The organism is Marisediminitalea sp., assembly GCF_984433645.1.
Map to the genome: position 1 here is coordinate 18,204 of NZ_CFIDRX010000013.1, position 13,449 is coordinate 31,652.

Here is a 13,449-nt window from a genome sequence, read left to right on the forward strand (position 1 = left end):
GGAGGCTCACATTTATCTGGCCAGTTATGACCTCCGGTTCGTAAACTAAATGCCAGCTGTAGCCATTGCTGCTCGAAAAGCGGCTGCCGGTGTAATGGCTCCGGGGTGCTGGATAACTGTTCCGGCAGCGGTCGCAGCCAGTTGTACAGCATCGCTGATCGAACGGTTCTGAATACGTGCCCCCAGATAGACACCGTTAAATGCATCACCGGCAGAGGTGGTATCCACTACCTTTGTTACTGGTGTTATTGGGTGTTTTTGTAACTGCCCATTGGCATAAGTCAGTACTGATTCGGGTCCGTTTTTAACAACGATCTCTCGTATGCCAAATGACTGACAGTATTCAATAGCAGCTTCTGCGTTTGAAATACCAAAGAGCACTTCGAGGTCTTCCACGCCAGGTAAAGCTATGTCAGCTAGTTGGAATGCGCGTTGAAATGCGGTAATGGCTTCATCAGTGGAAGACCACAGTCTCGCCCGATAATTGGGATCGAAAATGAGAGTAACACCGCGAGACTTGAGCTGTTCAAGTAAACTCCACAATGCTGAACGTGCTGCGGGAGTTATCACGGCCAGAGAAATGCCCGATATAAACAGTGCATCTCCAGTCTTAAATAATCCGGCTACATCGTCGTTCAGGAAGTCCATCAGGTATCTGGCAGCAGCGTCACTTCGCCAGTAGGTGAAACTGCGTTCTCCGACGGCATCTGTTTTTATTAAATATAAGCCTGGGACCTTATCCTTGTGCTGGAATACAAATGTCGTATCGAGTGATTCATGGTGAAACTTCTGAATCATCTTCTCGCTCAATGCGTCGGTACCTACGGCTGTAACCATGCCGGCTTTAATGCCCGGGAAGCAGCGTTGTAAATACACTGCAGAATTGTATACATCACCGGCGAACGACTGTTCCATCGTGTTATCGTCTATGGCGCGCAACTCAACCATACATTCGCCTAAGAAAAATATTTTGTTCATAACGCGTGCGAATTCTCAATAAAAGTGCTGGTAAGTGACGTCCGCAAAAACAGCCAGGACGTCACCGTGGACAACCCGTTACTCAGGTTTTTTTAGTGGCTCGATTTTGGGAATAAGCACCCATATTGCAGCCATAGCAATAATGGCCAGAGAGGCACCGATAACAAAGGCTGGGGTGTAGTTACCATCAGCGGTTAAGTAGGGCACCAGCGAGGTGAGTCCTACCGCTCCAAGCTTAGCTGCCATACCGGAGAATCCCGATAGCGTACCCACAGCTTTCTTACCCAGTAAATCACTGGGCAGGGTTTGCACATTGCCAATGGCGGTCTGAAATCCGAACAGAATAACAGCCATGATCAGAACCGCAATAACCGGTGCGCCAGGATTAGCCATGGCGAGTAGAGCGGGTAGCATAATCAGGCAACCCAGTGTGATCGTCAGCTTACGGGTTTTATCAGTGCTCCAGCCGGCCTTGAGTCTGTTTTGTGCCAGCAGGCCGCCAAACCAGGCTCCAAACATCGCGCCAACATAGGGCACCCACCCATAAATGCCAATCGATTTAACATCCATGGCATAGACCTCATTGAGGTATATCGGGATCCAAAACACGAACAGCCACCAGATAGGATCGATAGCTGCTGAGGCAATAATGACCCCCCAGCTTTGTTTTCGACCCAGTAGTTCTGCTGTAGAAGGGTTGTATTCATCGTCACCGCCATTGGCGTCAGTCTGTTGTGACGAAGCACGTTGACCGGTTAGGATGTATTCGCGTTCTTCTGCAGTGATCCAAGGGTGGCTGCCTGGTGGCGCTTTAACCAGAATTAACCAGGGTACCAACCAGAGAAAACCTGCGAGACCGACCACAACAAATACCATTTGCCAGCTAAAATAAATGGTAAGTAGTGCGATAAGTGGTATTGCTACAATGCCGCCAATTGCTGCGCCTGAGTTGAATATACCTTGGGCGAGAGCACGCTCTTTTGTAGGAAACCATTCTGCGTTCCCTTTTGCCGCACCCGGCCAGTTTCCCGCTTCTGCTATTCCCAGAATGGCACGGAAAAAACTGAAACTGAGTACACCTTGAGCAAAGGCGTGAGCGACGGTAGCCAGCGACCATACACCAATCGACAAGACGAAGCCGATACGTGTACCTACCCAATCGAAAATCTTTCCAAATATGGCCTGGCCAAACGCATAGGCAAATACGAAAACAATAGAGATATTGGCATAAATTTGTTTGCGTTCGAGTGCATCTTTATCAGGGAAAAGATCTTCAACAATATCAGGCCATAAGACGCTTAGTGCCTGGCGATCTATGTAATTGATGATGGTAGCCAATGCAATGAGCGCAATAACCCACCAGCGCAATCCATTTATTTTCATTGTTTACTCCTCAATAAAATCTTCGCGGGGCGGACTAAAGGTATCTATGAGAACGCCGCCTGTTGGACAGATCGCGCCATGTTCTGCGTACGGCGGTATTAAGCAGCTGTCACCAGGCTTAAGAATGTGTACTTCACCATTAATGCTGAAGTGAAATTCACCTTCGACGACGTACGTGACCTGCGAGTGACGGTGTTTGTGAACGTAGCCTTCTGCGCCTTTATCGAACCAGACTTTCACAGCCATAAGTTCTTCGTTGAAACCGAGCATTTGACGTTTCAAGCCACCACCTAGGTCTTCGATTTTGGTGTCGTTGCCAAATGAAAAGAGAGGGCTTTGTTTTTGCATGATGTAACTCCTAGTGGTTCGAAAGTACGTAAACGCCAAGACGGTCGTCTAAGTTGTACTGATGATTCTTGTATGAAAATTCGGTGCTATTAGCCTGTGCGTCCTCTGTACCATTGATAGCCACCAAAAATTGACGACCTTCAACAGTAACTTCAATCAGACTCAGTGAACCTTGTTCTGAATACTCGAGAGATGTGACCTGGCTCACCGCGTTCAGGGTGAACTCTTTAGAGGGGTTGTATTCACCGTGTGGTTCCAGGACTGAAATAAAACGGTGTTGAGAAACGCCCCTTACCCGACGTATGAAGCCGTGTTCATTACGCAGGTTAAAGTTAGGATCATTTGCACCAATTTGAGTAAAAATAAAGGACTCAGTCCCGTCGGTCAGGGTTGTCTGAGTATAAAAACGTCCGTTTTCATTTAGCCATGTGACGCGGGCCAGACCGGCTTCTGGCGTTGCCTGACCTTTTTGCCATAAATGCTGATACCCCTGATTTTTACCGACGGGTTTTAGTAAATCAGTATTAGCCTCGATGGCAAAGTTGGTATCGATTAACTGCCCCTGATAATGCAGCGGTAAGTCCAACTGGTGGGCTTGATCGGCAATGACATTGAAGATATCGATAGCGATGGTTCGTGATAAATCTGGCAGGTTAACCAGTGCCAGTGTGCGAGACAGTTGTACGCCTGCATACGCAGTATCAATACTGCCTGCTGACACAGTACCTTTATCAGTTGTTTCGAAAAAGTCCAGAGTGGGGGCGTTGGCATTACCTTCCGATACATCACCGTTGAAGTGGCTGGTTTCATCTACAACAACGGTGTTGTGCGCTACGGTTTGTTTGGCGTAGGATTCGTTTTCCGGAAGGTAACGTCCACCGTATTTTGCTTCGACATTAAGAAATCGTGCTGCACCATAGTCAGAGACTATTTCGTTTCCACGATCATAAAATTGCCAGGTCAGTTTATCAAAATGACCGTGTCCCAAACCCTGTGATGCAGGCTTGAATAAAAGCGCTTGCTCTCCATCTATGTCACTGCGCATAACCACAAGCGCGCCTTCGTCTCCGTTACTGCCATCCCCGAATGCGGTAGATTGGTATTGGTAAGGCTGCGCAAGATTATTGTCCAGTGCGCGAGCGACTTTTAGTCCATCACCGGTTAACACTATCTGGTTTTGTTGCTTTGCAATGTCCAACAGGCGATTATCGTTGGTAAGAGCATAAGCAGCAGCGACACCGTGAACCAGTTCTATGGTGTCAGTGCCTTTGCTTTTTATCGCATCATTAATAGGAAAGAATAACCCGTTGTAACTGAGGTCAATTGCGGCATAGATTGCCTTTAACAACACGCCATTACGATGTTGAAAAATAGCTCTGTCTGGTTCGTTATTTTCGATAGCGCGAGCAAAAGTGACAAATGGCAATAGCGCGAATCGATGGTAATAGGGACCTTCGTTGTAATAACCTTGTGGGGAAAACAATATATCCAGTTGTTTGAGGAAGCCGCCTTTGCCTGATTTGTCCAGGTCATAAAGCGACTTTTCAACCCATTCAGGTTCATTCATGACATAGCCAGCCATTCCCACGCCGGCAGTTGCCCACGTTCCGTGGTTGTGCACCTTATTGAATGTCGATGGTTGTCCTTCAGATAAAAACAAAGCCACTGGTTTCAGTAAGTTGTCTTCGATAGTCTTGATTTGCGAGCTGTTTAATGCGTCGTAAATAAGATCATAGGCCTGGATGGTATACACCAGCCACATTGCCTCATTCAGGCTTTGCCAGAACAATTTGCCTGGGTTTTGCGCTTTTACTTTGCGTTTGGGGTGCACATCCAGTGTTGGGTACAAATCGGCATAAGCCAGCAGCATATCACGCACATAATCTGCATAACGTTTGTCCTGGGTTAGCTGATACATAACGCCCGTATTGTACATAAGCTGATAGTTTTTCTTGTGTTGCTCATGTGTGTAACCGCCGCCACCGTCTTTTGGTACGGGAACGACGATCGGGTGTTTGATCAGTTCGTCGACCATATGGCGTTGTTTATCAAATGCGTTCTTGAAACGGCCAGGCTCATCGATAGCAGCGCGCATTTGTTCTATGTTATCGGAGGTAATTACCAGGTTCGGGTGTGCCGCCTCTGCGCAGGCTGATAGCATTAACGCCATGAGCAGTATGAAAAAGGGTTTGATTCGGGTTACTTGCATGACAATTACCTCTTGTCGCCGGTCTCGATGGTATTATTTTCAACAATGGCAGTATGTGGGCCGTTAACGCGAAGCTCTTTGATCACAGGGGCCGAAGTTGCTTTGAATACATTGTTTGTAATGGATGAATTGGGTTCACCTACCGTATGCTCCAGTACGATCGGAGCGCTGTCGGAAAACGAATTATTACTGATATCTGTGACCTGCACGCCGTGCAGATAGATACTGGCAGCCTGTTTATTCCGTTTGCCTTTGCCTGTCCCATCTAGCGTATTGTTTGTCATTGAGAAGTGTGGTCCGAACGTACTTTCATCAGTTCCACCCCGATAAAGTTTCACGATGGCACCTTGCACGCGGGAAAAGGTGTTATCAGCCAGCGTGACATATTCAGCGTTGTAGATACCCAAATCTTCAATTTCACTATTGAGTTGCAGGATATCCCCGGTTACATCACGAAAGGTATTGCCGGATAATTCGATACTGTCAGCAAAGGCACCTTTGCCAGTACTAAAGAAATGAAAAGAGTGATTGACGTCAAGCTGCTCAACGATGCAGTTCTGCATTACAAATCGGTAATTGTTAAGCATACCCCATTTTTGGGTTCTTATTACGCTGTTACCAGCGGCATCCGGGCTGTACTGACCTGATAGTGTTAAACCTTCGAGCATCAGATTGCCACCGTCTGTAATTTCGAACAGGGCGGTGCGTTCAAAAGCCAGGGTCACGGTACCTGTCTGTTTCGCTTTTATTGTTAACGTTTTATCAAGCGAAATGAGCTTGGGAACAATAAACGTTCCTGCATCAAGCACCAGAATGTCGCCTGATTTGGCTTTTTCTATTGTTGAAAGCAGCGTTTTTACATCTGCTTGAACCATATGTTCTGCACCCGTGTTAAACGGCGTTTCAGCTAACGTTTTCGGATACCAGTTAACACCTGTTTGAGCTTTGTTTAAAACAGGAGCAGTTCGTTTTGCGCCGGCGGTGACCGGGTCAGGTGTCGAGTAGAGTATGTCCAAATCCGGCTTTCTTAACTCAACATCCTTGATACTGAACCCAGATTTAATGGCTTCCGGAACTGATTGATTACTCACATTGCCCGAAAAGGCGATACCGCTTATGTCGTCGAAAATACTGAAAGGATGAGAGCTTTGCTCGTTAACAATCAGATTATTGCGAAACACGCTGTTGATTGGAACTGCGCTACGCTCTTTGTCACTGCCTGCGGCTAAATGAATATGTTTAACATTGATAAAAGTATTGTGCTCAATAGTTGCATTATCTACCTGATGATAGCGGTTAATGGGCGAGTTTGGCACACCGTTCATAACGGTAAAACCACTGCCAAATCGATATCCTGTCAAGCCTTCAAGGTAATTGTTACGAATAATTTGATCGCGATTGATGACGCGTATACCGCCGGTATGCGGTACGTTATTGCCAATGAATACATTGTCTTCTATGAGGTTGCCATTGCCATGTCGCATAGTGAGTGTGCCTCTGGCCTCGAAGAACACATTGTTTCTGAGTATATTTTTACCCGATTTGATAGAAATGATTTCTACTTCTCCATTGGTATGTTCGAAGTAGTTGTTTTCCACCAAGGTGTGCGAATCAGTCAGAGAGTAATGGCTTGTGCCAATGCGCAGCGTTTCCCCGCCATTGGAGCCAAAGGTAGGTCGATAACCAAAATAATTATGGTCGATACGGTGGTAATTTTGCTGACTGTTCTCACTGTTTAATCTTACTGCAACGGTGACGCCTTTATTGCGTTTACCAACGATATGGTTATGGTCTATTCGATTATGACGGCCGTAAAGTGCGATCCAATAGTCGGATTCCTGCTTGTCCGGGTTGTTGTAGTTATCGATCACGACTTCCGTAACCCTTGAGTGGTAAGCTAATTCATCTTTGTTTCGACGGAATTCGATTACAGCTGAGCTAGGCGTATAACCGTTTTTAAATACTAAACCGGAAACCTCCAGATATTCACCGGCTAATCGAAGATTACTTTTACCACTTAAAATAACCTTACCTTTGGTTTCTGCAGTAAGGGTAATTACTGACTTCTCTGTTCCTTTGGCCTGCAGTAGTATTTCGAAATCCTGCCAGACACCATTTTTTAATTTAACAATGTCGCCAGGTTTTAGTTGATCTGCTATGTCCTGGTAGGCTTGTGGGGTGTCTACCAAATATTCTTTGGCAGCGAGGTTTGATGACATGTGTACCATCAGTAATATGGCAGTGGTCACTAGCAGTAGGTTTAGTATTCGCATTATACACTCGTGTTTTTATGGGCTGGCTTTAGGCATAACCGGCGATTCTGTTAAGTGTCGTTGAAGCCCGCTGCCCAGAATCAAGCGCGGGCTTATTTTGTTTACCTTAGTCGGTTACTTCGATAATTTCAGATAATAGTCAAAGATTTCAGGCACATTACCTTGTCCCATACCTGCGTCGAATGCGGCCTGCAGATTTGCCGAAGAACCTTCAGCAATTTTAGAAGAGGTGCCCAGGTCATCGACCATTTGCAGGAAGTAGCCCAGATCTTTATTTGCGTTTGCAATGGAAAAGCCCAAATCGCTTACATTGTCTACGGCGTAGTTCTTACAAAATTGCATGAAAGGCGAACTGGATGGTCCTGTTGACATGATATCGAACAGTTGCTGACGGTCTACGCCGGCCTTTTCGGCTACGGCAAAGGCTTGCGACATGGCACAGACGGTAGTCATCCCCATAAAATTATTGATCAGTTTTGTTGTATGTCCGGCACCTAATTCACCAAGATAAAAGACATTTTCACCCTGGTCTTCCAGTACAGGTCTGACTTTTTCAAAGGTGTCTTTGTTGCCTGCGGCCATGATATTCAGCAAACCGTCTTTTGCGTGAGCTGGTGTTCTGCCTAAAGGCGCATCCACCATGCCAACACCAATCTTTGCCAGCGCTTCACCAATTTTCCGGGTTGACGCTGGTACAGATGTACCAAAATCAATCAGCGTCGAGCCTTGCTTCATTCCTTCAGCCAGACCGTTTTCCCCAAAAATCACCTTCTCTACAACAGCCGATGTAGTTAAGCACAACATGACGATATCAGCTTGTTCTGCTAGTTCTTTTGGAGTGTTTGCGGCCTTTGCGCCTCTTTCTACACAGACATTTACCGCTTCAGGGTTCAGATCCATAACAACTAATGGGTAACCTTTTTTCTGTAGGTTTTCCACCATATTCCCGCCCATTAGGCCAAGCCCAATAAAACCAATAACCGGTTTAGACATACGTCACTCCTAAAATGTTAATCCACCTGCTTTTTAAGCTAGTGGCACAAAATGTGTAAGATGAATAGTCAACGACATTACTTGTAACCTGTTTTTATCGCTGACCAAAAAATATGTTAAAACAGTATTAATATATGGCCAATTTGTCAACCAATATGTAATTCTGGTTAAGTGCATGACTTGTAATGATTTGCCTATATTTGGGTGTAATTTGGCCTGTAATTATTGTTTCATATATGAAACTTTTTTGTTGTTTTTCCTAACTGTCTATTTTTATATAGAAAAATTTTTCCCTAACGCTGGTCCAGTCATCAAAATTCCTAGCTCTTACACACACACTGTTTGTCTCTATTGCTAATTAATGGTCTTGTTTCATAGTTAATAAAGTGTTATTTCCAAATTTTGGTTGACCAAATTGGGAGTGGTTACTAGTATTGGTAATAATGTTGGTGGGTAAGGAAATAGAATGTCAAAGAAAATAGCGTTGATCACTGGTGCTACAGGTGGTATTGGTTTTGAAGTTGCCAAAAGGTTGGGGAACGATGGTTACCTTGTGGTATTAAATGGTATAGAAGCAGAGAAAGGACAAGCCAGAGTAACAGAGCTAGTTGCTATGGGGATCGAAGCTGAGTATGTCGGATTTGATGTAACAGATGAAGAGGCGGTTACCCGACATGTTCGTAGCATTGGTGAAAAATACGGTAAGATTGATTGTGTTATTAATAATGCGGGTGGCCTCGGCGGCAGAAGTCCCATTGAGGGTATGACCACTGAGTTTTATCGCTCGGTGATGGCGCTGAACCTGGACAGCACGTTTTTTGTATCGAGAGCGGCTATCCCCTTCCTGAAAAACGCGGTGGGCAGCTCTATCGTGAATTATACCTCGAATGCAGCTTGGAACGCAGGTGGCCCGGGAGCAGGTATTTATGGCGTCTCGAAGGCTGCTGTCAATACACTGACCCGTGCCTTGGCTAAGGAACTGGCGCCAGCCGGTATCCGAGTTAATGCTGTTTCGCCTGGTACGATTGATACGCCGTTTCACGCGCAGATTAAAGCGACAAAACCGGATGTATTTGCGTCCTGGAAAAACAGTATTTTACTCGGGCGATTAGGGCAACCAGAAGAAGTCGCGTCAGTCATATCGTTTCTGGTCAGTGAGGACGCATCATTTGTGACAGCGGAAACTGTCCAGATAGGCGGTGGGCAAGCATTGGGAATTTAATGTTTAATTTTAACTGACCATAGCCAGGCTGTGTCATCAGTTGATTACTGATAAGACCCTCAGTAAATCAAGCACATCAATGCTATTTTCAGTTAGACGGCGACATAGGTCGCCGTTTTTTACTGGCCTAAGTTTCAGACTTAATCCGACTTATTTTCTGCATTAATCTTTTCTTTGACGGCAACAATTAACATTTGTGAAGCCAGTCTTTTAGCACCAAACTTCCATACTACCCAGTCATATATCGCAGATAGGAAAAAAACAGGGAAGAAAGCAACGTAGTATGCCGATTGATAGTAACGAAGCCGCTCGTATTCAATGGTGAATCCGTTACGCTCAAATAATCGCTGCAGGGCAGGGGGCGAACAGTGATGATAATAAGCCACAAACCCTAGCTCGCCTTTTCGTTCTGGAAACGCCCACTCCACCAGCTTTTTGGTTACTTTATTGGGTAGTAATCTGTTTAAGATTGAAAACGGCGCATGTTTACCCGGTAGCACGTGAATACAAATTCCTCCTGGCTTGAGTGTTCTGTGCATTTCACTGACAAAGGTATCGTTGTCATAAAGATGCTCCATAACGGAACGACTAAAGACGACGTCGAAAGTGTTATCTTCGAACGGCCAGGGTTTGCAGGCATCGGCAATAACGGCTGCGTCAATATCGGTGTTTTGTTCCAGTGATGAGGGCAGAATATCCATCCCTATCAAGGTAATATTCGGGTTACGTTGATACTTTAATGAGTCAGGTAGCAGATACCCCGCACCAACATCCAGTACCGTGCCAGCGTCGAGCTTTGACACGTATTGTAATATCAACCGTTCGTAGTCCGGGAAAAGTGGTTCGGTTAACGCATTGGGCAAGCGCCAGTGAATACGACGACTGAGTGCCAGGTTAATGCGTTTAAATAGCCCCATTTTCTTGCTGTTTCCCAATGTGTCTAAGTTGGTACTTAATTGGAGTTAAAGAGTGTGGCTAACTCTTGCCAGCGCGCTTCACTTTCTGCAACGATCAGTTTTCCTGCCACCTGAGGCTGGTAATCTTCTCCGTTGAGCATTCGCGTAGCCGCGCCGGCTTCTTTCGCTATCAATTGCCCGGCACCGTGGTCCCATAGGTTCAGCGTGTTTTGAAAGACGACAAAGGAAATCGCCCCCGTCACCAGCAGACGATATTCGGCAGCTGCACAGCGGTAGTCCATTAAACGGCCCAGCTTGCTTGCGACCTGAAGTGCTTGTTCGCGCTCATCTCCCTTAGCAACACCGAATGAATAACAGCCCATGGTGTCAGACAACTTGCGACTCGCGTGGCGGCCCACTCGCAAGGGTTGATCTGTGCCGTTTATTCGGTCGAACGCTCCTTTACCCTCGAGGGCCCAAAGGTAGTGGCCCGTTACCGGTTCAAAAATAATTCCGCCAATCATTTTTCCATAGCTTGCGACGCCAAGCATAACGCCAAAATACACAGAGCCATTGGCGTAATGCCAGGTTCCATCTATTGGGTCCAGAACAAAGCTCAGTTCGGCATCCTGATATTGGTCGAGTGCTGTAGCATCCGCATAAACGCTTTCCTCACCGATTAGCAGGGCATCTGGGTATAGCGTATGCAGTCTCTCCATAATGAATTTCTCTGCTGCCTGGTCGGCAATAGTGACTAAATCATTGTGATTGAGCTTCTGTTTGATGTGCGTGTCTTCAAGCTGCCTGAAACGAGGCATTATTTCAATGTCGGAAGCCTGACGACATAGCTCTGCCAATTGATGTAGCTGTGATTCGGTGATCATACAGTGTCCTTTTAGGCTTGTTCCACGCGCATTATAAGCGGAAAGAGGTTGTCCCTGAGGTTCATGCCCGTTTACGCCAACCGCTACTCTTTGTCAGCTTCGCCAACCAACGCTTTCCGTGCAGCTTTATAGAGTTTAACCGTACTGTGTTTCAATAGCGTTGCCAATGGCATTTTTTGACTGTGCCCCCTGCAATACACAGCGGCTCTTGCAACACCAGCATAACGATTGCAGAGATGAGGGTGATCAGGCATAACCGCTTTACGGTAACACCATAACCAAAATCGGGTTTTCGTATCCGCTGTTATTTGTTGGGCGAGTATTTGCTGCTTAACCGTCTCCCGGCCAAACAGAATGTCTAGCAATAGCAGCAGCAATTGATATTCATAGGTGAAGTCGTTATCTACCACCAGAGTACTTACTTCCAGCCAAAACGAATCACTATTGTGCGTGTCGATAATAGATTGCATGTCCAGACAGTCGCGGAGGCCATAGGTCACCTCCTCGTTCATCAGCAGGTGAATCATACTGTGGACCAACGCAGCAGCAGGTTTCAACGTCGATAAACCGTTGTCGTTAGTCGTTGTCGTTGCCCAAAACTGCTCTATTTTAGGTGCGCGGCCACTAACAGGTAAAAACAAGTTATGGTGTAAATCAAGAACTGTCCCGCGTTCGGCTTGCATCATTGGCGGGATTTCATGGGCATATTCGCGATAATATTTGTCATCGTAATCATCGACGTCCTGAGACAGCCACATATTCATTTTTAGCTGCCGTTCGGCAACATCAAGCTCATCTTGTTTAACCAGGGCATCGATATCAGAACAGATTCTACCTGCACTATTGAATTCTGCGCTGATCACATAGGCAGCGCCTTTTAAAAAAAGCGGGGTTATGCGCTTCTCTGACAGCAGCGAGCTGATGATCTCGCATTCGTATCGTACTTGTTTTTGCTGACGCTCAGCATAAATCATTGCACTGTCGAGTCGTGTTTGTACAGTTGCAGGAAGGCTATCCTTCAGACCGATAGGTTCTAGTTGCGCATTTAGCCATGCTTCAAGGCGAGCAGTATCCAAAACCCACAACAGCATTTCCCAATCCGAAGCACTGAGTTGTTGTACTTGCTTTGGAGCAGCGATGATTGCAATAAACCGTTCCAGTTCCAGTTGTTTCACGACAACAATTCATCCGTTAAAAAGTCACTCATGAAGTCAAGTGAGGCGTAATGCACTTCAAACCCTTGAATTTGGTTTACTACCCTGGCCAGGATATCGAAAGAAGCTTGTCCGAGCACATGGTAATTAAATGCATTGGTATAGAAGTTCTCAAAAGTTTGTAATTTATCGACAGAATAGAGTTGTGGTTCTGTCGCTGAGGCATCGTATTTCGGAAATACCACACCGACAATTCGCGCCGGTGAGAATGTCGAAAATTCCTGCCAGTTGTGTGCTTTTAAATGTGCAACACTGCCCTTGGCTGTATCGTGGCAAACCGGTGTTAAGATCGCATCAGGTGACCATTTTTGAATTAAATCGATAGACAGATTTTTTAAACAGATAGGGCGGTACATTGGCTGTACTGTACCAGTGTGTAAGTCGATAACCGCCATTTCATCAGAGTACACGCTCCAGCCGTTCAGGCCTAACCAGGCAGTTAACGTGCTTTTGCCCGAACCTGGCATGGCCGGAAAAAGAACAGCCTGGCCTTCTTTTACCAGCACCGCGGCGTGAAGTAAAAGGTGGTTGAAATGTCCGGTAGCCAGACACCAGTTTAGCCCCCACTCTAGCAAAGCGTAGCTTTGGCTAGCGGGCAGAGGTTTAAAAGGGATCCGGAAATTACTCTCAAACTCTACTATGGGTTTAATAAAGCGGCGTAATAATGACGCAGGTTTTACTGCCACGCAGAAGCTTGATATGTCCTGTCTCGGCGCGTCACCATAAATAAGTTGTGCACTTTGAGCTGCTGCCGTTGGCAGTGTCAGGCAGTTTGATTGCAACAGTCCAAGGTTTAAGTAATTAATGCTCAAAAGGGATAACCAGCTTTCTGCTCACCAATACATCAAGTGTGCCTGATTCAGCACCAAAAAAAACAGAAAATTCGTCAGATGTAAAAGGGGGAGAGAATGTTGAAGCGTGATTGGCGTCGGAAGTAAAACGCAGTAAATGAGTTTGATTTAAACAACTATCAAACAACACAATACCGGAATTATCAGCAAGCGGCCGCATCTCAACAGATGCGGCAAACATCCACTTTTTCACACTGG

General features: G+C 46.0%; 12 protein-coding genes. 1 reads left to right on the forward strand and 11 read right to left on the reverse strand.

Going from position 1 to position 13,449, the window contains the following annotated elements; genetic code table 11:
• Nucleotides 1–45: 45 nt before the first annotated feature.
• From AC4MRN_RS03290 to AC4MRN_RS03315, 6 genes are all read right to left on the reverse strand, one after another.
• Nucleotides 46–978 (reverse strand): sugar kinase, encoded by a 933-nt coding sequence (locus tag AC4MRN_RS03290; protein ID WP_491202512.1) that lies wholly within the window; start codon nucleotides 976–978, stop codon nucleotides 46–48.
• Between the two features lie 78 nt (nucleotides 979–1,056).
• Nucleotides 1,057–2,361, reverse strand: a complete 1,305-nt coding sequence (locus AC4MRN_RS03295) for an MFS transporter (RefSeq protein ID WP_487964773.1) — start codon at nucleotides 2,359–2,361, stop codon at nucleotides 1,057–1,059.
• Between the two features lie 3 nt (nucleotides 2,362–2,364).
• A complete protein-coding gene (locus AC4MRN_RS03300) occupies nucleotides 2,365–2,709 on the reverse strand; it encodes a cupin domain-containing protein (protein WP_073323235.1) in 345 nt (114 codons plus the stop codon).
• Between the two features lie 10 nt (nucleotides 2,710–2,719).
• Nucleotides 2,720–4,918 (reverse strand): heparinase II/III domain-containing protein, encoded by a 2,199-nt coding sequence (locus AC4MRN_RS03305; protein ID WP_491202513.1) that lies wholly within the window; start codon nucleotides 4,916–4,918, stop codon nucleotides 2,720–2,722.
• A gap of 5 nt (nucleotides 4,919–4,923) precedes the next feature.
• Nucleotides 4,924–7,191 carry a polysaccharide lyase 6 family protein gene (locus AC4MRN_RS03310; protein WP_491202514.1) on the reverse strand — a complete coding sequence of 756 codons (2,268 nt, stop codon included), beginning with the start codon at nucleotides 7,189–7,191 and terminating at the stop codon, nucleotides 4,924–4,926.
• A gap of 114 nt (nucleotides 7,192–7,305) precedes the next feature.
• Nucleotides 7,306–8,184 (reverse strand): NAD(P)-dependent oxidoreductase, encoded by an 879-nt coding sequence (locus AC4MRN_RS03315; RefSeq protein WP_155014048.1) that lies wholly within the window; start codon nucleotides 8,182–8,184, stop codon nucleotides 7,306–7,308.
• Nucleotides 8,185–8,650: 466 nt separating this feature from the next.
• Here AC4MRN_RS03315 and AC4MRN_RS03320 point away from each other — a divergent pair, with 466 nt between their 5' ends.
• Nucleotides 8,651–9,406 (forward strand): SDR family NAD(P)-dependent oxidoreductase, encoded by a 756-nt coding sequence (locus AC4MRN_RS03320; RefSeq protein WP_487964770.1) that lies wholly within the window; start codon nucleotides 8,651–8,653, stop codon nucleotides 9,404–9,406.
• Nucleotides 9,407–9,546: 140 nt separating this feature from the next.
• Here the strand turns inward: AC4MRN_RS03320 and AC4MRN_RS03325 are convergent, their stop codons facing one another.
• From AC4MRN_RS03325 to AC4MRN_RS03345, 5 genes are all read right to left on the reverse strand, one after another.
• Nucleotides 9,547–10,323 (reverse strand): class I SAM-dependent methyltransferase, encoded by a 777-nt coding sequence (locus AC4MRN_RS03325; RefSeq protein WP_491202515.1) that lies wholly within the window; start codon nucleotides 10,321–10,323, stop codon nucleotides 9,547–9,549.
• A gap of 35 nt (nucleotides 10,324–10,358) precedes the next feature.
• Nucleotides 10,359–11,186 carry an inositol monophosphatase family protein gene (locus AC4MRN_RS03330; RefSeq protein WP_491202516.1) on the reverse strand — a complete coding sequence of 276 codons (828 nt, stop codon included), beginning with the start codon at nucleotides 11,184–11,186 and terminating at the stop codon, nucleotides 10,359–10,361.
• An 83-nt stretch (nucleotides 11,187–11,269) separates the two neighbouring features.
• Nucleotides 11,270–12,361, reverse strand: a complete 1,092-nt coding sequence (locus AC4MRN_RS03335; RefSeq protein ID WP_491202517.1) for a nucleotidyltransferase family protein — start codon at nucleotides 12,359–12,361, stop codon at nucleotides 11,270–11,272.
• Nucleotides 12,358–13,212 carry an HprK-related kinase A gene (locus AC4MRN_RS03340; RefSeq protein WP_084526512.1) on the reverse strand — a complete coding sequence of 285 codons (855 nt, stop codon included), beginning with the start codon at nucleotides 13,210–13,212 and terminating at the stop codon, nucleotides 12,358–12,360. The genes AC4MRN_RS03335 and AC4MRN_RS03340 overlap by 4 nt, the downstream gene beginning before the upstream one ends.
• Complete coding sequence (locus AC4MRN_RS03345; protein ID WP_139241575.1) at nucleotides 13,202–13,444, reverse strand: hypothetical protein; 243 nt, start codon at nucleotides 13,442–13,444, stop codon at nucleotides 13,202–13,204. Before AC4MRN_RS03345 ends, AC4MRN_RS03340 begins: the two co-directional genes overlap by 11 nt.
• Nucleotides 13,445–13,449: the final 5 nt, after the last annotated feature.